This is a genomic window from Streptomyces sp. NPDC047117, assembly GCF_040643545.1.
In the GTDB taxonomy this organism is placed as follows: Bacteria; Actinomycetota; Actinomycetes; order Streptomycetales; family Streptomycetaceae; genus Streptomyces.
Genome location: NZ_JBEYUN010000002.1, coordinates 112,649 through 133,026 on the forward strand (window position 1 = coordinate 112,649; position 20,378 = coordinate 133,026).

Here is a 20,378-nt window from a genome sequence, read left to right on the forward strand (position 1 = left end):
CCGGCACTTAGTTGTTGCCGGCACCGTTCGCCGACAGGATCGGGATGTCGTCGAGCAGGTGCGACAGCGCCTCGTCACCCTTGTTCTGGGTGGAGTTCTCGGTGCACTGCTGGTTCTGCGGGGAGGAGAGGACGTTGATGTCCTGGACCGCGATCGGGATCAGACCGATGAGCGAGCCGATGTTGGCCTTGGCCGGCAGGCCGATGCAGGGCTTGTTCAGGGAGCCCTGGATCAGGCCGATCTGCGGGCTCATGTTGCCGTGGGTGGTGGAGTTGCCGTACGACTGCGACGCGCCGTTGCCGCTGAGGGCGGTGGCACCTTCGTCGTCACCAACAGCCATCGCCTGCGGGGCGGCTGCGGCCGAGACACCGACGATGGACGCCGCAACTGCGGCCGAGGCCATGAACTTCTTGATCACGATTCACCCTTCTTGTTACTGAATGCCCGCATCCGGAGCGCTCTGCCCAACTCTTCTCAGCGGGTTTGGTTTTGCACTTTCACCCATATGGTTCTTCGTGCGGTCTTCGAATTCACCGTTCCGGAACGGCCGTACGGTGGAATGCGCAACGCGCGTGCGCATGTACGATCCGGGAATTCCGCGCACTGTTCAGGGAAAACGGCGCGACGGCCCGAATGCGCCGTTCGACGGTAAATTCTCCGGTGTGCCGGATAACGGACCGGAGCAAGGTATGTTGATCGAGCGGCCGATCAGCGGGGGCGATTCCGATCCCCTTCATCCTGGAACCGTCCTCGCGGTCGCGGGCCCGGACGGGCCGTACGCCGTCCCGCTGCACGGCGGCTGATCCTTGCGCCGGATCGGCCGCCCGGCGGTGCGGCGGCGTTACTTCCCGAGCGGCAGACCGGCCAGCGGAAGGTTTCCCGCGACACCGGTGACGCCTTCCAGCAGCCCCTCGCCGTCGCCGGCGGCCAGCGCGTGCGTGGTGTGGTGCGCGCGCTCCACCAGCGGGTCGACCTCGGCCTTGCCGGCGTTTTCGAGCGCGTCGTTCAGCCCGGCGTTCAGGCTCATGCTCGGCGAGGTCGACGGGGCGGGTGCGGCGAACGCGGGGGTCGCGGCCCCCAGCGCCACCACGGAGCCGGCGAGGATCGCCGCGGTCTTCGCGAGCTTCATCTTCAGCGTTCCTTTCCGCAGCGGCGAGGGCGACAAGGACGCCCTGCGCGTCGCGCAGGCAGTTTGGCGTGCCGTACGTACCGCCGCTGTCGTCATGCGTAACGACCCGGTTCCCGCGCGGAAACTGCGGGCCCGCTTCCTTTTTCCCGTACCACTCGAACGACGGGGATTCCGTGGTTTTCCCTGCGCACCCGGGAGAAGCTCACCCGGCGTTATGCACACCCATCCATACGGAAATCTGAATTACTTCCCGGCGGTACGGGCAGTCCGCCCACCGCACCGCCCGGCGCCGCCGCGGAGACCGGGTGGGCGACGCCGGGCAGCGGGCTTCAGCGCCCGGCCGTACGCGCCCGGCGGTACAGGATCGCCCCTCCGAGCACCAGCGCGGCGCCGGTGCCGGCCGCCGCACCGAGCTGCGCCGTACCGGTGTGGGCCAGCTGCGTCCCCATGACCTCGGGCTCGGCGGCACGGGGTGCGGCGGGCTGCTCCTGCTGCGCCGGACGCGTGTGCGTCACGGGGTGCGGTGCGGCCTCCTCGGCGTGCTGCTTCTCACCCGTCGAGGAGTCGCAGCTGTTGCCGAAGACGGGGTTCAGCAGACCGACAACGTCCGCGGAGTTGCCGCAGGCGTTGACCGGCACGTCGACGGGCGCCTGGGCGTTGTTGCCCGATCCGACGCCCGGGGAGTTCTGTGCCGAGCCGGTCGCGCTCGCGCCGTTCCCGTCGCTGCTGCTGCCGCCCCCCGTGCGCTCCTGGTGTGCGCCCTGCGCATGCCCGTTGTCGTTGTCGCCGCCCCCGTCACTGGCACAGCCGTTGCCGAAGGCGGGGTTGAGTCCGCCGACGACGTCCACACTGTTTCCGCAGGCGTTCGCGGGCAGCTCCACCGGCGCTTGGACGGTGTTCCCGGAGAGCACGCCCGGGGAGTTCCCGCTCTCGCCGCTCGCCCCCGCGTCCGCGAACGCGGCGCCTCCGGTCACCCCGAGTACACCGGTGGTGGCCGCGGCGGCGAGGAGACCCTTTGCCAGGACCTGTCGCATTGGTCTTCCTGTCTTCGCTTGCCGTCGCGTAGGGGCCTGCTGCCCGTACGCCCGTAATCACAAGGCGGCCCCGGGGCGCATGGCATGCGTCCCGAGGCCGTCCGGGTCGAACTCGCACCAGCGTGCGTGCGGACGTCAGTCGTTGACGCAGGTGTTGCCGAAGGCGGGGTTCAGCAGGCCGATGACGTCGATGGTGTTGCCGCAGACGTTCACGGGGATGTGAACGGGAATCTGGGCGACGTTGCCGGACAGCACGCCCGGAGAGTTGTTGGCGGCACCGCTGGCACCCGAGTCGGCGAACGCCGGCGCGGCAACGCCCGCAGCCATCAGCGTTCCAGCGGCGACCGCGGCGACCTTCGTGTACTTCACTTTCAGCCCTTTCTGCAGCGGAGTACGAAACGGTCACGACCTTCGTGCCGCACGAGCGCTATCCAGATCGCCCGTAACTACGCTGCCGTGACTGGTAACGAGCACCCCGGAGAATCGAAACCACATCTCCGGAACTTTCCCCGGAACACCCCCTAATGACCCAACGACTCGGCCTGAAGGAATGCTTGTAGGAATTTCTTCCGGACGCCTCTCCGGTACTCAACTCGGTTGATAGGACCGGCACTCGGGGCGGGTATTCGGAGACACGGAAAGGCCCGGACCGCCCAGGAGGAGAGGACTGGCGGTCCGGGCCTTCACAGCCGTTGTGATCAGCCGTTGCCGGAACCGTTGGCCGACAGCACCGGAACACCGTCCACGATGTGCGACAGCGGCTCGTCGCCCTTGTTCTGGGACGAGTTGTCGGCGCACTGCTGGTTCTGCGGGTTCGACAGGACGTTGATGTCCTGGACGGCGATCGGGATCAGGCCGATGAGCGCGCCGACGTTCGCCTTGAGCGGCAGACCGACACAGGGCTTGTTCAGCGTGCCCTGGACCAGCCCGAGCTGGGTGCTCATGTGACCGGCCGTCGTCTGGTTACCGAACGACGTCGAAGCGCCGTTCCCGCTCGCGTTCGTGGCACCCCCGTCGTCACCGAGCGCCAGCGCCTGCGGAGCAGCCGCCGCCGACATACCCACAATGGACGCCGCCACGGCACCCGTGGCAAGAACCTTCTTGAACACGATTCACCCTTCTCAATACGGAATGCCCGTAGTCGGAGCGAACTGGACAACGGGATGGGGTGAGTTTGGTTGCGTGCTGTCACTCGAATGAACGCGGAACGGCGCGGTGCCCTGACGTCCGCAAGGACATCAGGCCACCGCGCCGCAGGAAAACGGTCCGCAGCCGTACCGCCGGTCGGCTCAACTCCTCCCGCCCGGCGCTGCCGTCACTGGTTGACGCAGGGGTTGCCGAAAACCGGGTTGAGCGCGCCGATGACGGTGACGGTGTTGCCGCAGGCGTTCACCGGAACGTGCACGGGGGCCTGGACGAGGTTCCCGGAACCGACGCCCGGGGAGTTCTCGGCGGCACCGAACGCACCCGAACCGGAGGTGGCGGAGGCCATACCGGACGCACCGAGTACGGCGGCACCGGCCACGGCGGTGAGCAGGGCGGTCTTGGCAACGCGCGACATAGAAGTACCTCTTCACTGAACAGCGGACAGTAACGTCGGCTTCGATTTCCGTCGCCCAGTTGGGCTAACAAACCGATCAACGCATCAACAGGTCGACGGGTGCGGTTTCGATCGGGTGAACCGCTGGTCAGGTGTGCGGATCGCAACACGCCGAAGGTGCTCTCGGGCAAGCGTTGCGCGCTCCCGCGTGCCGCACCGGCCAGAATTCGGAGCGCGGTCGGTCGGCCCCGCACATTCAGCGCATTGAGCCGATCGAAGGTTTATCGGCGGCTGCCCGTAGCCGATCGACCGGAACTGCGTTCAGCACGGTGCGGCGCCCGTCCGGAGCCGCGGTAACCATCCCTGGAGGGATTCCCCATGAAGAATGCCCACAAGGCCGCTCTGGTCCTGGCTGCTGCCGGCCTCGCCACGGGTGCCGCTTCCGGTGCCGCGCTGGCCGACAGCGGCGCTTCCGGTGCCGCCGTCGGTTCGCCCGGTGTGCTTTCCGGCAACGCCGTCCAGGTTCCGGTGCACGTTCCGGTGAACGTCTGCGGCAACACCATCAACGTCATCGGTCTGCTGAACCCCGCCTTCGGCAACACCTGCGTGAACGACTGACGTTCGCGGACGGCAGTAACGGCGGAAGGGCCCCGCGAGAGCGAGGCCCTTCCGCTTTCCGTTTCCCCCGTGACTACCGGCGCGCTCCTCCGTCAGAGGAGGATTCCGCCGAGATTGACGACGTCGTTGTCGGAGTAGTAGTGATTGTGGCCCCAGCCACCCCAGCAGCTGCCGAACCAGCAAGGCCCGGCCGCCGAGGCGGATGTCGGTGCGGCAGCAGCCTCCTGCGACTGCGCCGAGGCCACACCCGAGAGCGGGACAACGGCTGCCGCGGTGAGCACGGCGGTGGCGGCGAAGCGTCCGATGAACTTGCGCATGGTTTCTCTCCTTTTGCGCAGAAGTGGGACACAAGAATGATTACAGTCGCGTCCCGCCAGGCGCTCGCCCAGCCCTACTAATAACCCCGGTGGGGGAATCCGGCGGCCGCATTCTCGCGTGCCCGGCACCCCGGCGTTACGGTGCCCCGCGAGCCACAGTCGTTTGATTATTCAATCGAACGGCCGAATGCGGCACCCGGTCGGCCGACCGGACCGGAAAAGAAAAAAATCCCCGCGGCATCGGGGCACGGGACGCCCGCGAGGGGTCGCCGCCGGGTACGTGAGTCGGCTCCGGCGGCGACCGTGCGCGAGAAGGCGTGGCTCCCCGTCCGCGTCTTCTGGCGCTGGTTTCGCCCGTCACCGGCCGCCGGGAGCGCGGGAATGACCCCGGCGGGACAAGTCCGGGAGGGCGGGGCCGGAAGACCGCGACGTCGCCGCAGACTCAGCGGATCTCCGGCCGCTCATGGGCCCGGGTGACGATCTCGGGGGCTCGGAGATCCATGGCTGCACGCCGTACCGGTACGTGCTGTTCCACCTGCCGGTACGGGACTTCCGTACGGTCCGAGGCTAGAACCTCCACCCCGCCCCCGGACAGCCTCATTCACGACAGCCTGCCGCTGCCCGGCCCACAGCCCGGCCGGGCAGCCGGCCCCTCAGCGCTCGCGCTCGCCGGGCCCGCCGGCCTGACGGGGCTCGTCGTCCCGGCCGGTCCGATCGGCCTGCTCGGTACGGTCGCGCTCCTCAGGGAGGTCGGTCTCGATCCGCTCCTTACGGACCTCGCCCCGGACGGTCTCCTCGTCGGTGCGCTCCTCGGTCGTCAGCCGGACCCGCTCCACCGGTACGGCCTCGGTCTCCACCACCGGCCGTTCCTCGTGCAGCGTCACCTCGTGCTCGGCCTCGGTGATGTCCGGACCGGCCATCGCCGCGTCCCGGTTGGCCTCGGTGATCGGTTCCCGCTCGATACGGGCCTCCTCGCGCCGCACCGGAACGGTCTGCTGGACCTCCTCGGTGACCACGTACTTGCGCAGCCGTGCCCGGCCCGCCTCACGGCGCTCGGTACCGGTACGCAGCCGCTCCTCGGAACGCGTCATCGCGTCGTCGGCATGCTCTCCCGCGGCCACGGGCCCGGGGGCAGCAGGCCCGGGAGCAGGTTCTGCGGCCCCGGGCTCCTCGGCGATGGCTCCCGGCGCGGAAGTCGTGGGCGCCGCGCTCCGCTCCTCGTCGACGAGGCCGTAGTGCGCGAACAGCCGCTCCTCGTCGGACTGGGACAGATGTCCGCCGGCGTCCACGTCGACGTGCGGGGCGTCCTTGATCGTGCTCTTGGGGTACGGAACCTCCAGGTGGTCCTCCACGACGGTGGCTTCCAGGGTGGGCACGAAGGTCTCCTTCGTGCCGAACAGGCCGGTCCTGACGGTGACCCAGTCGGGCCGCCCCGTGAGGTCGTCGAAGAACACGTGCTTGGCGTCGCCGATCTTGTTGCCCTCGGCGTCGTAGACCGGGTGCTCCAGCACAACGGGTATCTGTTCCTGGGTGATCACTTTCACCCTCCTCGGCTTGGCGTGACCGCATCCGCGTAGCCGGGGCCGCAGGCCGGAAACCGGTCAGCGCGGACCGAAACGCCCGCATCCGGAACCACTGTTCCGTCGCCCTCGCAGCCGACCGCGCTCAGCCGTGCCCAGGTAGCCGCCAGCACGCCGCCGGTCGCTCCATCCGCCCAGCTCGCACGCTTCCGGCCACCGTCCGCGACCGGCCCCGGACGCCACCCGTCCACGCGAAGCCGCACCAGGAGCAGTCCACATCGGGTCACGTGCACGGACGGCGAGGGCCGGCCACCCCGCCGCCGGGTGCCGCGGGTCCGGGTCCCCCAACGGAACCTGCCGGGCCGGAGCCCACGACCCCGGAACGTCGATGCACCACTCCACAACCTCCCCACCGGCAAGGCTGTGCCGCACCTTCCCCGCACACACCAAAGGGCCAGGTCAGAAGCTTCTGACCTGGCCCTTTCACGGAGCCGCCTAAGGGAATCGAACCCTTGACCTACGCATTACGAGTGCGTCGCTCTGGCCGACTGAGCTAAGGCGGCGTGGTGCGCGGCCCAGTTTACACATGGCGGAGGGGTGGTTCGTAATCGGCTTTGGGGGCGGGCTCCGAGGTCAGGAGCAGCGCTTGTTCTTGGCCGGCGGGGTGCCTTCCAGGAGGTAGGTGTTCACGGCGGTGTCGACGCAGTCGCTGCCGCGGCCGTACGCGGTGTGGCCGTCGCCCTCGTACGTCAGCAGGCGGCCCGAGGAGAGCTGGGAGGCCAGGCCGCGGGCCCAGGGGTACGGGGTCGCGGGGTCGCGGGTGGTGCCGATGACCATGATCGGGGCCGCGCCCTTCGCTTCGATGCGGTGCGGCTCACCGGTGGCCTTGGCGGGCCAGTACGCGCAGTTCAGCGGGGACCACGCGAAGTTGTCGCCGAAGACCGGGGAGGCCTTGCGGAAGGCGGGGAGCGCGGCCTCGACCTGCGCGGGCGAGGAGAAGGCGGGCGGGAGGTCGAGGCAGTTCACCGCGGGGTTGGCGAACATCTGGTTGGCGTAGCTGCCGTCGGGGTCACGCTCGTAGTAGGAGTCGGAGAGCGCGAGCAGGCCGCTGCCGTCGCCCTTCTTCGCCTTGCCGAGGTACTCGCGGAGCAGCGGCCAGGCCGTCTGGTCGTACATGGCGGCGATGACGCCGCTGGTCGCCAGGGACTCGGTGAGCTTGCGGGACTCCCCCGTGGCGACGGGGCGCGCGTCCACCTGCCGGAAGAAGGCGGAGAGCTGCTTGCCCGCGTCCGCGGTGCTCTTGGTGCCCAGCGGGCAGTCGCGCTTCTTGATGCAGTCGGCGGCGAAGGACGTGAAGGCGGTGTTGAAGCCGGCGGTCTGGTCCTCGTTGAGCTGCCGCGAGGTGAGCGAGGGGTCCATCGCGCCGTCCAGGACGAGCCGGCCGACGCGGGAGGGGTACAGGCCCGCGTACGTCGCGCCGAGGAAGGTGCCGTACGAGGCGCCCACGTAGGTCAGCTTCCGGTCGCCGAGGACGGCCCGGAAGATGTCCATGTCGCGCGCGGCCTCGACGGTCGAGACGTGGCCGAGCACCTTGCCGGAGCGGGCCTTGCAGCCGTCCGCGAAGTTCTTGAAGGCGGTGGTGAGCTTCTTCTGCTCCGCCTTGTCGTCCGGGGTCTGGTCGACCTGCGTGTACGCGTCCATCCGCTGGTCCGAGAGACAGCGCACCGGCTCGCTGCGGGCGACGCCGCGCGGGTCCATCGCGACCATGTCGTAGCGGGCCTTCACGGCGGCCGGTTCCGGCGCGTACTGCTGGAGGTAGTTGATCGCGGAGGCGCCGGGGCCGCCCGGGTCGACCATCAGGGAGCCGAGCCGCTTCCCGGGGCCGGTGGCCTTCTTGCGGGAGACGGCGAGCTTCAGGTCGGTGGCGCGGCTGGGCTTCGCGTAGTCGAGCGGGGCCTTGAGGGTGGCGCACTCGAAGCCCTTGGGCCCGCAGGAGCGCCAGGCCGGCTTCTGGTCGTAGTACGGGCGCAGGGCCGCCGGTACTGCCGCGGGCAGCGGGTCGAGGACCTTGGTCGCCTTGTCGCTGTCCGGGCGCGCGTCGGGGCCGTTCTGTGCCGGGGAGGCGACGGTGTCACCTCCCTTGCTCGCGGACGAGCTGCAGGAGACGAGTAGCGCGGCGGCCGCGAGCACGGCGCCGGAGGTGCGAAACAGACGGCTGGTGTCCATGGGGCGGTCCCTCGGTCGGCGGCGGTGGCGGCGCTCGGCTCGTGACTGTTCGTGACCAATGGTGACAGTTGGCGACAGCTCTGGGGAGCGTATCCGTACCGGTGCGCCCGCGCCCGGCCTATTGCCCTCGTCCGAGTGACTTCAGCCGCTTGGTGGGCACGGCTCGGCCAAGCCGGCGGGGTGCCGGGTGGCCGAGGAGGCCCTCGGCCACCGGGCGGTGGACTGCTCCCCGCAGCCGACGGTCGCGGGGCGGTGGGCGCGGGTCGGAGGGCCGGTCAGCCCGCTCGCAGGGCGACGGTCATGGCTTCGACGGCGAGGAGCGGGGCCACGTTGCGGTCCAGGGCCTGGCGGCAGGCGAGCACCGCTTCTATGCGGCGCAGCGTGCGTTCGGGCGTGGAGCCCGTGGCAATGCGCTGGACGCTGTCCCGTACGTCCTCGTTGGCCAGCTCGGAGGCGGTGCCGAGCTGGAGCGCCAGGACGTCGCGGTAGAAGCCCGTCAGGTCGCTGAGGGCGAGGTCCAGGCTGTCGCGCTGCGTACGGGTGGAGCGGCGCTTCTGCCGGTCCTGAAGGTCCTTCATCACGCCCGCCGTACCGCGCGGCAGCCGCCCACCGGTGCCGGCCGCGGCACCCAGCGCGGCCCGCAGCTCCTCGGTCTCCTTGGTGTCGACCTCCTCGGCGACCTGCTTGGCGTCCTCCCCCGCCGCGTCGATCAGCTCCTGCGCGGCCTTGAGGCAGCCGCCGATGTCGTCGACCCGGAGCGGCAGCTTGAGGACGGCGGCGCGGCGGGCTCGGGCCCGCTCGTCCGTCGCCAGTCGGCGGGCCCGGCCGATGTGACCCTGGGTGGCGCGGGCGGCGGCAGCGGCGGCGGCCGGCTCGATGCCGTCGCGCCGCATCAGCATGTCGGCCACGGCCGACGTGGCGGGCGTCCGCAGCGTCAGCAGGCGGCAGCGCGAGCGGATGGTGGGCAGCACGTCCTCGATGGAGGGCGCGCAGAGCAGCCAGACCGTACGCGGCGCGGGCTCCTCGACGGCCTTCAGGAGGACGTTGCCCGCGCCCTCGGTGAGGCGGTCGGCGTCCTCCAGGACGATCACCTGCCAGCGTCCGCCGGCCGGTGACATGGAGGCCCTGCGGACCAGGTCGCGGGTCTCCTTCACGCCGATGGACAGCAGATCCGTACGGACCACCTCGACGTCGGCGTGCGTCCCCACCAGCGTGGTGTGGCAGCCGTCGCAGAAGCCGCAGCCCGGGGTGCCGCCCAGGGCGCGGTCGGGGCCGACGCACTGCAGCGCCGCCGCGAAGGCGCGGGCCGCGGTGGACCGGCCCGAGCCGGGCGGGCCGGTGAAGAGCCAGGCGTGCGTCATCCTGGACGCGCTCATGGAGGCCGGCGCTTCCCCGGACGCGGCCTGGCCCGCCTCCTCGGCCGTGACCAGGGCGTCCGCGTCGCGCGCCGCGGCGGCGAGCTGATCCGTCACCCGCTCCTGGCCCACCAGGTCGTCCCACACCGCCATTGCCGCTCCGCCGTCCTGTCCGTGTCTGCCGTGCCGTCGCCGTCCGTGCCGTTGCCGCGCCCGGGCGGTCCGTCGCATCCCATTGTGGTGGACGGCACCGACACTCCCGACCGCCTGTGGAAAACCCCGGGGCGGAAGTGGGGCGGGAGGCCGCACCGGCAGGCCGCCACGGCGGACCGGCAGCCCCTCCCGGTGCCGGGGGCACCCACCCACCCCGAAAACGCCCCGGCCCCCGGTACGCACGTACCGGGGGCCGGGGGTCAGGAAACAGGGAAGATCAACGGCGGCCGCGGCGGCCCCGCTGCTCCTCCTCTTCCGTGTCGCGCGGGCCGAGCAGCTCGTCCGCGAGGGTCGGGAGGTCGTCCAGCGGGGTCTCCTCGGCCCACTCCGGGCGCCGGCGGCCGGCCGGCCGCGCCTGCTGCTCGTACTGCGGATGCGGCTGCTGCGGCGCGTACGACTCGTACGGCGACTGCCCGGCGGGCCGGCCGGTCGCCGGGTCGATCTGCGGCAGCTCGGCGGTGCGCTCGGTGCTCGACTCGGCCGCCTGCCGTCGCGTGCCGCCCTCCTCCGGGCGGAACATCCACGACGGCACCCGGTCCTCCGGGCCCTCGGGCCGCACGGGCGGCAGGACAGCGGTCTCGTCGGCCGCCCGGCTCCGCTCCGTCTCCTCCGGCCGCACGGGCGGCAGCACGGCGGTCTCGTCGGCCGCACTGTCCCGCTCCGCGTCCTCCGGCCGCACGGACGGCAGCACGGCGGTCTCATCGGCGGCGCCGGAGCCCGCGGGGGACGTCCGCCGGCCGGACTCGGGCCGGTCGTCGTCCTGGGCCGGCTCGGGCTGCGGGAGCACTGCGGTCTCCTCGGGGTCGGAGCCGCTCCGGGCGTCCCGGTCCCCGGCTTCCGCACCGGAGCGGGGCGCGTTCCCGGAGCCGGGCGCCGCCTCCTTGTGCATGTCCACCCGCGGCGTCCCGCCGGGCACGGTCTCCGCCGCGTCCGAAGCGGAGCCCTGCGCGTCCTCCACGTACTGCTTGCGCATGCTGAAGACCGGCGTCTCGGTGGTCGGCGCGTCGGCGTCGTGGACGCCCTCGGCCGCCGAGGCGGCGGCGATCCGCGCCTGCTCCGCGCGGAGCAGCGCCTCCTCCGCCTTGCGCTGCTTCTCCAGGCGGCGCTCCTCGGCCTCCTGGCGGAGCCGCTTCTCCTCCTCGTGCTGCCGGCGCAGCCGCTCCTGCTCGGCCTGGCGGGCGGCCTCCTCGGCCTCCCGGCGCCGGCGCTCCTCCTCGGCCTGGCGGCGGGCCTCCTCGGCGCGCTGCCGGGCCTCCTCCGCCTGCCGCGCGGCCTCGCGCGCCTTGGCGGCCTCGATCTCGCGGCGCTTGCGCTCCTCCTCCTCGGCGCGCAGCCGGGCGAGCTGCTCCTGGCGCTCGCGCTCCTGCCGCTCCTCCTCGGCCTTGCGCGCGGCCTCTTCCTCGGCCTTCCTGCGCGCCTCCTCCTCGGCGGCCTTGCGCGCCTCGGCCTGGGCCTCGACCTCGGACTCGGACAGCGGCAGCACCTGGTCCAGGCGGTGCCGTACGACCGTGGTGACGGCCTCGGGCTCCTGCCCGGCGTCCACGACCAGGTAGCGCGCCGGGTCGGCGGAGGCGAGCGCGAGGAAGCCGCTGCGCACCCGCTCGTGGAACTCCGCGGGCTCGGACTCCAGCCGGTCCGGCGCCTCGGTGAAGCGCTCGCGGGCGGTCTCCGGGGAGACGTCCAGCAGGACCGTGAGGTGCGGGACGAGGCCGTCGGTGGCCCAGCGGGAGATGCGGGCGATCTCGGTGGGGGCGAGGTTGCGGCCCGCGCCCTGGTACGCCACCGAGGAGTCGATGTACCGGTCGGTGATGACGACGGCGCCGCGCTCCAGGGCGGGCCGGATCACGCTGTTCACGTGCTCGGCGCGGTCCGCGGCGAACATCAGGGCCTCGGCCCGGTCGGACAGGCCGGAGGTGGAGACGTCCAGGATGATCGAGCGCAGCCGCTTGCCGATGGCGGTGGCGCCCGGCTCGCGGGTCACCACGACCTCGTGGCCCTTGGCCCTTATCCAGTCGGCGAGCGCCTCGACCTGGGTGGACTTGCCGGCCCCGTCGCCGCCCTCCAGGGCGATGAAGAAGCCGGTCGACGCCGGGGCCTGCTCCGGGTCGCCGCCGCGCAGCGCCTCGCGCAGGTCGCGGCGGAGCGGTACGCCCTGCCGGTCGTCGGTCTTGCCGAGGACCCACGCGGCGACCGGCAGCAGCAGCGCGCCGACGAGCATGAGCGTGAACGCGGCGCCGCCGTGCGCGAAGACGAACGAGCCGTTCCCGAGGTGGTGCGGGCCGATGCCGGCGGCCAGCAGCGGGCCGATGATCGCGGCGGGCGCGACGGCGAGCCGTACGACGGCGTGCAGGTGCTCGGTCGTGCGGGAGGCACGGAACTCCTCGGCCTCCTGGTCGAGGAGGACGTGCCCGGTGTTGGCCGCGACACCGGCGCTCACCCCGGCGAGCAGCGCCAGCAGCAGGACCGTGGTCGGGTCGGGGACCAGGCCCATGGCCAGCAGCGCGAGGCCGGTGACGGCGACGGAGAGGGCGAGCAGCCGGCGGCGGGAGAAGCCGGGCAGGATCTTGCGGGCCCTGCGGATGCCGACGACCGGGCCGCCGCTCAGTGCCAGCACGAAGAGGCCGAAGCCGACCGGGCCGCCCCCGAGGTCGCGCACGTGCAGGACGCTGACGGCGACGGCGGCGGCGATCGCGGCGGCCACCGCCGCGCAGGCCAGCACGAGGAGCGGGATCGCGCCCGTGCGCCCCTTGTCGACGCCGGTGCCGCTCTTGGGGCGGCGCAGCCCCTCAAGAGGCGAGCGCGGACGCGGCGTACGGGAGCCGGGGAACGCGAGGAAGTACAGGATCGAGACGGAAGCGGCGAACAGGCCGGCGGCCACGTACGAGCCGAGGGCCGCCTGGTGGGTGTGGAACCACTCGATGCCCGCGCCCAGGGCGTTGCCGATGAGGGTGACGACCAGGAGGCCGGCGGCGGCGATGGGCAGCGACACGAAGCCCGTGCGCAGGAAGAGCCGGCGCAGCGCGTCGTGGTGGTCCGGCTGCGGTCTCACGGCGTCGCCCTCGGCGGGAGGCGCGGGCAGCAGCCCGGGCGCCGCGCTCTCCCGGCACACCGTCCAGAAGCGCTCGGCGACGCCGGTCACGAAGGCCGTGATCAGCACGCAGGCCAGGGCGTTGCCCGGGAGCCAGTCGATCCACAGGGGGGCGACGATCAGCGCCAGGGCACGTACGCCGTCCGCGGCGATCATCGTCCAGCGACGGTCCAGCGGGCCGTCGGGGGCCGTCAGCGCGGAGAGCGGGCCGAGCAGCACGGCACCGAAGAGCAACGTCGACAGCAGGCGGGCACCGAGGACGGCGGCGACCGCGAAGGCCGCGCCCCGGTATCCGCCACCGAAGGCCGCGGCGCCTCCGTGGGGGGTGAAGACCGCCGCTTGAAGCGCGAGCAGCACCAGGACCAGCACGCCGAGGGCATCACCGATGCCACCGACGAACTGGGCGCTCCACAGCCGTTTGAGCGGAGGGAAGCGCAACAGGGCTCGCACGGCGCGCTCGCGGGAATCCGCGGCGAGGGCGCCGGATGTGGGGGTCACGACCGTTGGCTGCTCGGTACGCGTCATTCCGCCAGCCTAGCGGGACCCGGTGACACACCGGGTCCCTGCCCGAACATAGGAGCGGACCTGGCGGTCCTGCTCCGAGGGACGCCCGCCGGGCGCCGGCCTCATTCGCCGGACGGGCTGGTTTTGGCCGTCTTCTTGGCCGCGGTCTTCTTCGCGGTCGTCTTCTTGGCCGTCGTCTTCTTCGCGGCCGTCTTCTTGGCGGCGGTCTTCTTCGCCGGCGCCTTCTTGGCCGTCGTCTTCTTCGCCGCGGTCTTCTTCTTGGCCGGGCCCTTGGCGCGCTTCTCGGCGAGCAGCTCATACCCGCGCTCGGGAGTGATCGACTCGACGTCGTCGTCCCGCCGCAGCGTCGCGTTGGTCTCGCCGTCGGTGACGTACGGGCCGAAGCGGCCGTCCTTGACCACGACCGGCTTCTCGCTGACCGGGTCGGTGCCCAGCTCCTTCAGCGGCGGCTTGGCGGCGGCCCGCCCGCGCTGCTTGGGCTTGGAGTAGATCTCCAGCGCCTCGTCGACCGTGATGGTGAAGAGCTGCTCCTCGCTCTCCAGGGAGCGCGAGTCCGTGCCCTTCTTCAGGTACGGGCCGTAGCGGCCGTTCTGCGCGGTGATGTCCACGCCCTCGGCGTCCTGGCCGACCACCCGCGGCAGCGACATCAGCTTCAGCGCGTCCGCCAGCGTGACCGTGTCCAGGGACATCGACTTGAAGAGCGAGGCCGTGCGCGGCTTGACCGCGTTCTTGCCGGTCTTCGGGGTGCCGTCGGGCAGGACCTCGGTGACGTACGGGCCGTACCGGCCGTCCTTGGCCACGATCTGGTGGCCGGACTCCGGGTCCGTGCCCAGCTCGAAGTCGCCGCTGGGCTTGGCCAGCAGTTCCTCGGCGAACTCCACGGTCAGTTCGTCGGGTGCCAGGTCGTCCGGCACGTCGGCGCGCTGGTGGTTGTCGGTGTCCTTCTCGCCGCGCTCCACGTAGGGGCCGTAGCGGCCCACCCGGAGGACGATGCCGTCGCCGACCGGGAAGGAGGACACCTCGCGGGCGTCGATCGCGCCCAGGTCGGTGACCAGTTCCTTCAGGCCGCCCAGGTGGTCGCCGTCGCCGTTGCCCGCCTCGGAGGCGGCGCCCTCGGCCTCGCCCTCGCCGAAGTAGAAGCGGCGCAGCCACGGCACGGACTGGGCCTCGCCGCGCGCGATGGCGTCGAGGTCGTCCTCCATCTTGGCGGTGAAGTCGTAGTCGACGAGCCGCCCGAAGTGCTTCTCCAGGAGGTTGACCACGGCGAAGGACAAGAAGGACGGCACCAGGGCCGTGCCCTTCTTGAAGACGTAGCCGCGGTCCAGGATGGTGCCGATGATCGACGCGTACGTCGACGGACGGCCGATCTCCCGCTCCTCCAGCTCCTTGACCAGCGTGGCCTCGGTGTAGCGGGCCGGCGGCTTGGTGGCGTGGCCGTCGACCGACATCTCGCGGGCGGTCAGCGGGTCGCCCTCGGCGACCTGCGGCAGCCGGCGCTCGCGGTCGTCCAGCTCGGCGTTCGGGTCGTCGGCGCCCTCGACGTACGCCTTGAGGAAGCCGTGGAAGGTGATGGTCTTGCCGGACGCGCTGAACTCGGCGTCCCGGCCGTCGCTCGCCGTGCCGCCGAGCTTGACGGTGACGCTGTTGCCGGTGGCGTCCTTCATCTGCGACGCGACGGTGCGCTTCCAGATCAGCTCGTACAGCTTGAACTGGTCGCCGGTCAGACCGGTCTCGGCGGGCGTGCGGAAGCGGTCGCCGGAGGGGCGGATCGCCTCGTGCGCCTCCTGCGCGTTCTTGACCTTGCCCGCGTACGAGCGCGGCTTCTCCGGGAGGTAGTCGGCACCGTAGAGCTGCGTGACCTGCGTACGGGCCGCCGCGATGGCGGTGTCCGACAGCGTCGTGGAGTCCGTACGCATATAGGTGATGAAGCCGTTCTCGTACAGCTTCTGGGCCACCTGCATGGTCGACTTCGCACCGAAGCCCAGCTTGCGGCTGGCCTCCTGCTGCAGCGTCGTCGTACGGAACGGGGCGTACGGGGAGCGGCGGTACGGCTTGGACTCGACCGAGCGGACCGCGAAGCGCGTGTCCTCCAGGGCGGCGGCGAGCGCGCGGGCGTTCGCCTCGTCCAGGTGCAGCACCTGGTCGCTCTTGAGCCGGCCGTCGGCGCCGAAGTCGCGGCCCTGGGCCACGCGGCGGCCGTCGACGGTGGTCAGGCGGGCGCCGAAGGTGCCCGGGTCGCTCGCGTCGCCCTCGCGGCCGGTGGCGAAGGTGCCGGTCAGGTCCCAGTACTCGGCGGAGCGGAAGGCGATGCGCTCGCGCTCCCGCTCGACGACGAGGCGGGTGGCGACGGACTGCACGCGGCCGGCCGACAGCCGGGGCATGACCTTCTTCCACAGGACCGGCGAGACCTCGTAGCCGTAGAGGCGGTCGAGGATGCGGCGGGTCTCCTGGGCGTCGACGAGCTTCTTGTTCAGCTCGCGCGGGTTCGCCACGGCGTCCCGGATGGCGTCCTTGGTGATCTCGTGGAAGACCATGCGGTGGACGGGGACCTTGGGCTTGAGGATCTCCTGGAGATGCCAGGCGATGGCCTCGCCCTCGCGGTCCTCATCGGTGGCGAGGAAGAGTTCGTCGGACTCGGCCAACAGCTCCTTGAGCTTTTTGACCTGGTCCTTCTTGTCGCTGTTCACGACATAGATCGGCTGGAAATCGGCGTCGACGTTCACGCCGAGACGCGCCCAGGACTCGCCCTTGTACTTCGCCGGGACCTCGGCCGCGCCGTTCGGAAGGTCACGGATGTGCCCGACGCTCGCTTCGACGACGTATCCAGGGCCGAGGTAGCCCTTGATCGTCTTCGCCTTGGCAGGCGACTCGACGATGACGAGTCGGCGGCCGCCGCCTTGTGCGGTGTCGCTGGTCGGGGACAACTTCGCTCTTCTCTCCGGTCGACGCTGGGGGGTACCCCGGGACGGAACTCCCGAGGGCGACTCTGCGGTGACGCTGCGGAGTGTGACGGTACATCCCGCCCCCGTGTCAAACGGAAAAAGCCCACAACGCCACTCGAACGGTAACCCGAGTCCAGCCCTTCGTGCCGCCCGGACCACGCTCCGCCGGTCTGGGCACACTGCGTGATCACGTGCCCTACGGGGGCCGCGGAAGGGGCCGCCACGAGGCGCGCCGGGGGTCGGGACGGCACGGAAGGAGACGCTCCGGATTCGACTCCGCGCACTCCGCCCGGCTGGGGCGGAAGGGTCCGGCGGAAATTCCGTTTCCGGCCCGGCACCGCGCCGGGAAGCGGGTCTCGAGCGGTGCGGGGCAGGGGCCGGCACCCGGTGCCGGGGCGGCTGGCAGGATGGGTGGCCGGTCACACACTCATACGTCTTCGGGGGCGCCGGCCATGGCGGAGCAGCACGGCGGCCACGCACATGCGGTACCGGGGGCGGCGACACCGACGCCCCCGCCCGCTCCGGGCGCGTCGCCGACCGCCCCTTCGGGCGCGTCGCCCCACGCCACCCCGGGCGCGCCGTCGCACACCACTCCGGGCGCGTCACCGGCCGCCCCTTCGGAAGCCGCGCCGTACGCAGCACCTGGTGAGTCGCCGTACGCAGCGCCCGGTAAGCCGTCGTACGCGGCACCCAGTGGGTCGCCGTACGCAGCACCGGACGGCGGGGAGCAGGCCGACGGAAAGCCGGACGACCGGGAGCGGGCCGACCCGCGACGGGTGCGGCGGACGACGCTGCTCGGGGCGCTGGCGGTGACCGGTCTCACCACGGCGGCCTGCGCGTATCTGTGGCACACCGACCCGCACCGGCCGGGACAGCTGCTGCCGCGCTGCCCGTTCAACGTCATGACCGGGCTGCTCTGCCCGGTGTGCGGGGGCACCCGCATGGCGTACGACCTGCTGCACGGCGACCTGTCCGCGGCGTTCCACGACAACGCGGCGCTGCTGGTCCTCGGGGTGCCGCTCGCCGCCTACGTGGGCGGACGGCTGCTCTACGAAGGGCTGCGGGGACGTCGCTACCGTGTCCGGCCCAGGACACGCACGCTCGCCGTCGCCCTGGCCGTCGCGGCCGTCTGGGGCGTCGTACGGAACCTGACGGGCTGAGGGCGCCGGATCCAGAACCGGGGGCTCCCGGCGCGTCAGGCCGCCGAGAGCAGCCAGCCGCCCACCGCGAGGAACAGCGTGCCGAAGAGCGCGGTCATGGTCACCGCGAGCGGGCGGCTGACCCCGTGAGCGACCGGGGCGTGGAGGCCGAGGCGCGCCACCAGCCAGAGCAGCAGTCCGCCGCCGAAGAGCGTGAAGGCAGCACCGGAGAACAGCGCGGGTCCACTTTCCATGGCCGCAGCCTGGCAGCCCCGCGCGTCCGCCCGGCGAACGCCGGATGAACACGCGCGCGCCCTCCCCCGTACGGGCTGCTCCCCACGGCCTCCCCGAGGGCTTCACGTCCGCCCCCGCCGGCCCGTGTCAGCCCGCGGCCGGGTCCCCGTCGTCCGCCGGGCCGCCGACCGGCTCCAGGAAGCCCTGTTCGACCAGCATGCGGATCGCCTCGGGCGTGCGGTCCCGCAGCAGTACCGGGTCATCGCCGACCAGCTGCGCGATGGCGTCCAGGATGCGCCCGGCCGGGAGCGAGCCGTCACAGACCCCGGCGAAGCCCGCGCCGACCGTGTCGACCTTCGTGGCCCGCCGCATGCCCCGGTTCTGACGGAGCACCACGTGCTCCGGGTCCTCCGCGCCCGGCAGCCCGACCTGCTCCTGCACGACCTCGGGGGCGAGCTTGAACCGCCCGGCCAGCAGCGCAGCGTCGTCCGTGGCCCGCAGGAAGTCCTGCCGCGCGAAGTGGCCGAGGACGGCGGGGCCGAGCGGCTGCTCGACCGGGTGCGGCCACTCCTCGATCGTGATCGACGGCTCGTCGGCGCCGGACTTGCGCAGTGTGATCCACCCGAAGCCGATCGCCTTGGTCTTGCGCGCCTCGAACTCCTCCAGCCACGCCTCGTACCGCGCGGCGTACTCCTCGGGGCCCGACCGGTGGTCGCCGGCGTCCCGCAGCCACAGCTCGGCGTACTGCGTGACGTCCTGCACCTCGCGCTGCACGATCCAGGCGTCGCAGCCGCGCGGCACCCAGGAGCGCACCCGGTCCTTCCAGTCCTCGCCCTCGACGTGCTGCCAGTTCGCCAGCAGCTGGCAGTACCCGCCGTCGTTCAGGTGGCCGGCCGACTGCTGCACCAGCGTGCGGCACAGGTCGTCGCCGCCCATGCCGCCGTCGCGGTACGTGAGCCGGGCGCCCGGGGAGATCACGAAGGGCGGGTTCGAGACGATCAGGTCGTACCTCTCCTCGCCGACCGGCTCGAACAGCGAGCCCTCCCGGAGGTCGGCGGGCCGGGCACCGGAGAGCGCGAGGGTGAGGGCTGCGATGCGCAGCGCCCGCGGGTTCAGGTCCGTCGCGGTGACGCGGGTCGCGTACTCGGCGGCGTGCAGCGCCTGGACGCCGGAGCCCGTGCCGAGGTCGAGGACGGAGTCGAAGTGCGGCCCGGCGGCCGGCGCGCCGGCCTGGGGGCGCAGCATGAGGCCCGCGAGCGTGGTGGACGCGCCGCCCACGCCGAGCACCAGCTCGCCGCGGTCCACGCCGGCCGGGCCGCGGCCGATGCCGCCCGCGCCGCCGACCGCGCAGCCCAGGTCGGAGACGATCCACCAGTCCTGGCCCTCGGGGCCGCCGTACGGGCGTACGTCCACGGTCGCGCGTACCTCGTCGCCGTCCCGGACGAGCCAGCCGTCGGCGAGGCAGTCGTCCAGAGGCAGCGCGGCGCCCGCGCGGGCTGCCTGCACCGGCTGCTGGAGCAGGAAGAGCCGCACCAAAGCCGGCAGCGGGCCCTCGCCTCTGGTGGCGCGCAGGGCCGGCACGGTCTCGCTGCGGGCCAGCGCGGCGTAGGCGGTGGCACCGAGCAGCTCCAGCAGGCCGTCGGCGGTGAAGCCGGCGGCCAGCAGCGCCTCCCGCAGCCGGGCGGTGCGGGCGGCGGACTGGGGGTCTCGGTCGTCTGCGACGGGGAGGTGCGTACTCACACTCCCCATTGTCAGGGCAACCGCCGACGGCGAACCACCGGCACGACGGCAGCGGCCCGGCCGGTCCCGTACGGACGAACCGTCAGGAGGGCCGGGCCGCCGCCGTGCGTACGGCTACCGCTCAGGAGCCCTTCTGCGGCGAGGTCGACGCCTTCTGGGTCTGGCAGCCCTTCTGACCCGACATCGCCTTGCCGACGTCGCCGGACTCCAGCTTCTTGAAGGCGGCCTCGCTCTTCTTGTTGAGCTTGTTGATGCCGTCCGACAGCGAGCGCAGCCCGTCGGCGAACTTCTGCTTGTCCTTGGTGTCCAGGCCGTCGACCTCCTTCTTGAGGTCCGCGTAGCCCGAGGAGAGGCCCTTCAGCTCCTTGACCGCGTTCTTCTGGTCCGCGGCGCCGCCGTCGACCGGCGGGGCGCCCGCCTTGCTCAGCGACTTGGCCAGCGAGCCGTAAGCGTCCGAGATGCGCTGGAACGCCTGCGAGTCGGTCTGCTGGACCTTCTTGGAGTCGGTCGTCCCGTCGTCCGCGGTCTGCATCGACGCGTTGGCGTCCTGGATCTGCTTGAACTGAGCCTGCGCCGGATCGCAGAAACGCTTGGCCCAGTCATCGAGCTTCTTGTTGCTGTCGTCGCTGCAGCCGGTCAGCGCGAGCACCAGTGCCGCACCGCCGGACAGTGCAGCCGCAAGCTTCTTGTTCACCGGATTGGTCCCTTCCATGGCTCTCGGCCCCGGAACATACACGCCCAACAGGCTTTGACCATGA

Annotated in this window: 17 protein-coding genes, 1 tRNA gene and 1 pseudogene; 3 read left to right on the forward strand and 16 right to left on the reverse strand. The window is 71.9% G+C overall.

The features are described 5' to 3' along the window. Positions 1-7: 7 nt before the first annotated feature. Complete coding sequence (locus ABZ840_RS03620; RefSeq protein ID WP_361552709.1) at positions 8-418, reverse strand: rodlin; 411 nt, start codon at positions 416-418, stop codon at positions 8-10. Between the two features lie 154 nt (positions 419-572). Between ABZ840_RS03620 and ABZ840_RS03625 the strand changes: the two genes are divergently transcribed. Further along, positions 573-803 (forward strand): hypothetical protein, encoded by a 231-nt coding sequence (locus tag ABZ840_RS03625; protein ID WP_361552712.1) that lies wholly within the window; start codon positions 573-575, stop codon positions 801-803. 38 nt (positions 804-841) lie between these two features. On the opposite strand, the gene ABZ840_RS03630 is transcribed toward ABZ840_RS03625, so the two are convergent. From ABZ840_RS03630 to ABZ840_RS03650, 5 genes are all read right to left on the reverse strand, one after another. Further along, positions 842-1,129, reverse strand: a complete 288-nt coding sequence (locus tag ABZ840_RS03630) for a hypothetical protein (RefSeq protein WP_361552715.1) — start codon at positions 1,127-1,129, stop codon at positions 842-844. 329 nt (positions 1,130-1,458) lie between these two features. After that, positions 1,459-2,163, reverse strand: a complete 705-nt coding sequence (locus ABZ840_RS03635; protein ID WP_361552718.1) for a chaplin — start codon at positions 2,161-2,163, stop codon at positions 1,459-1,461. A 135-nt stretch (positions 2,164-2,298) separates the two neighbouring features. After that, positions 2,299-2,532, reverse strand: a complete 234-nt coding sequence (locus tag ABZ840_RS03640) for a chaplin (RefSeq protein WP_361552721.1) — start codon at positions 2,530-2,532, stop codon at positions 2,299-2,301. 329 nt (positions 2,533-2,861) lie between these two features. Next, on the reverse strand, positions 2,862-3,272 hold the full coding sequence (locus ABZ840_RS03645; RefSeq protein ID WP_361552724.1) for a rodlin: 411 nt from the start codon (positions 3,270-3,272) through the stop codon (positions 2,862-2,864). Positions 3,273-3,478: 206 nt separating this feature from the next. Continuing rightward, positions 3,479-3,724 (reverse strand): chaplin, encoded by a 246-nt coding sequence (locus ABZ840_RS03650; RefSeq protein ID WP_361552727.1) that lies wholly within the window; start codon positions 3,722-3,724, stop codon positions 3,479-3,481. Positions 3,725-4,081: 357 nt separating this feature from the next. Here ABZ840_RS03650 and ABZ840_RS03655 point away from each other — a divergent pair, with 357 nt between their 5' ends. After that, positions 4,082-4,321 carry a chaplin gene (locus tag ABZ840_RS03655; RefSeq protein ID WP_361552730.1) on the forward strand — a complete coding sequence of 80 codons (240 nt, stop codon included), beginning with the start codon at positions 4,082-4,084 and terminating at the stop codon, positions 4,319-4,321. Positions 4,322-4,413: 92 nt separating this feature from the next. Here the strand turns inward: ABZ840_RS03655 and ABZ840_RS03660 are convergent, their stop codons facing one another. From ABZ840_RS03660 to topA, 7 genes are all read right to left on the reverse strand, one after another. Continuing rightward, positions 4,414-4,638, reverse strand: coding sequence for a hypothetical protein (locus tag ABZ840_RS03660; RefSeq protein ID WP_361552733.1), 225 nt, complete (start codon positions 4,636-4,638; stop codon positions 4,414-4,416). A 653-nt stretch (positions 4,639-5,291) separates the two neighbouring features. Further along, entirely contained in the window at positions 5,292-6,176 is an 885-nt protein-coding gene (locus tag ABZ840_RS03665) for a PRC and DUF2382 domain-containing protein (protein WP_361552736.1), read from the reverse strand. A gap of 471 nt (positions 6,177-6,647) precedes the next feature. After that, positions 6,648-6,721: transfer RNA gene (locus tag ABZ840_RS03670), tRNA-Thr, on the reverse strand. 70 nt (positions 6,722-6,791) lie between these two features. After that, positions 6,792-8,384, reverse strand: a complete 1,593-nt coding sequence (locus ABZ840_RS03675; RefSeq protein WP_361552739.1) for an alpha/beta hydrolase — start codon at positions 8,382-8,384, stop codon at positions 6,792-6,794. 275 nt (positions 8,385-8,659) lie between these two features. Next, positions 8,660-9,892, reverse strand: a complete 1,233-nt coding sequence (locus ABZ840_RS03680; RefSeq protein ID WP_361552742.1) for a DNA polymerase III subunit delta' — start codon at positions 9,890-9,892, stop codon at positions 8,660-8,662. A 277-nt stretch (positions 9,893-10,169) separates the two neighbouring features. Further along, positions 10,170-13,565, reverse strand: a complete 3,396-nt coding sequence (gene tmk / locus ABZ840_RS03685) for a dTMP kinase (protein ID WP_361552745.1) — start codon at positions 13,563-13,565, stop codon at positions 10,170-10,172. Between the two features lie 101 nt (positions 13,566-13,666). Next, entirely contained in the window at positions 13,667-16,489 is a 2,823-nt protein-coding gene (gene topA / locus ABZ840_RS03690; RefSeq protein ID WP_361552748.1) for a type I DNA topoisomerase, read from the reverse strand. A gap of 857 nt (positions 16,490-17,346) precedes the next feature. On the opposite strand from topA, the pseudogene ABZ840_RS03695 reads away from it, so the two are divergent. After that, a pseudogene (locus ABZ840_RS03695) lies at positions 17,347-17,667 on the forward strand (DUF2752 domain-containing protein); the annotation flags it as partial. Between the two features lie 35 nt (positions 17,668-17,702). On the opposite strand, the gene ABZ840_RS03700 reads toward ABZ840_RS03695, so the two are convergent. The 3 genes from ABZ840_RS03700 to ABZ840_RS03710 all read right to left on the reverse strand — a co-directional run bounded on the left by ABZ840_RS03700 (position 17,703) and on the right by ABZ840_RS03710 (position 20,314). Next, a complete protein-coding gene (locus tag ABZ840_RS03700; RefSeq protein ID WP_361552751.1) occupies positions 17,703-17,900 on the reverse strand; it encodes a hypothetical protein in 198 nt (65 codons plus the stop codon). Between the two features lie 127 nt (positions 17,901-18,027). After that, positions 18,028-19,620, reverse strand: coding sequence for a methyltransferase (locus ABZ840_RS03705; protein WP_361552754.1), 1,593 nt, complete (start codon positions 19,618-19,620; stop codon positions 18,028-18,030). Positions 19,621-19,741: 121 nt separating this feature from the next. Further along, on the reverse strand, positions 19,742-20,314 hold the full coding sequence (locus ABZ840_RS03710; RefSeq protein ID WP_361552757.1) for a small secreted protein: 573 nt from the start codon (positions 20,312-20,314) through the stop codon (positions 19,742-19,744). Positions 20,315-20,378 lie beyond the last annotated feature (64 nt).

Bases quoted from the DNA above. Each gene is read 5' to 3' on its own strand.
- ABZ840_RS03630 (WP_361552715.1), bottom strand. From the start codon at position 1,129: ATGAAGCTCGCGAAGACCGCGGCGATCCTCGCCGGCTCCGTGGTGGCG.
- ABZ840_RS03680 (WP_361552742.1), bottom strand. From the start codon at position 9,892: ATGGCGGTGTGGGACGACCTGGTGGGCCAGGAGCGGGTGACGGATCAG.
- ABZ840_RS03700 (WP_361552751.1), bottom strand. From the start codon at position 17,900: ATGGAAAGTGGACCCGCGCTGTTCTCCGGTGCTGCCTTCACGCTCTTC.
- ABZ840_RS03635 (WP_361552718.1), bottom strand. From the start codon at position 2,163: ATGCGACAGGTCCTGGCAAAGGGTCTCCTCGCCGCCGCGGCCACCACC.
- ABZ840_RS03675 (WP_361552739.1), bottom strand. From the start codon at position 8,384: ATGGACACCAGCCGTCTGTTTCGCACCTCCGGCGCCGTGCTCGCGGCC.
- tmk (WP_361552745.1), bottom strand. From the start codon at position 13,565: ATGACGCGTACCGAGCAGCCAACGGTCGTGACCCCCACATCCGGCGCC.
- ABZ840_RS03655 (WP_361552730.1), top strand. From the start codon at position 4,082: ATGAAGAATGCCCACAAGGCCGCTCTGGTCCTGGCTGCTGCCGGCCTC.
- ABZ840_RS03650 (WP_361552727.1), bottom strand. From the start codon at position 3,724: ATGTCGCGCGTTGCCAAGACCGCCCTGCTCACCGCCGTGGCCGGTGCC.
- ABZ840_RS03660 (WP_361552733.1), bottom strand. From the start codon at position 4,638: ATGCGCAAGTTCATCGGACGCTTCGCCGCCACCGCCGTGCTCACCGCG.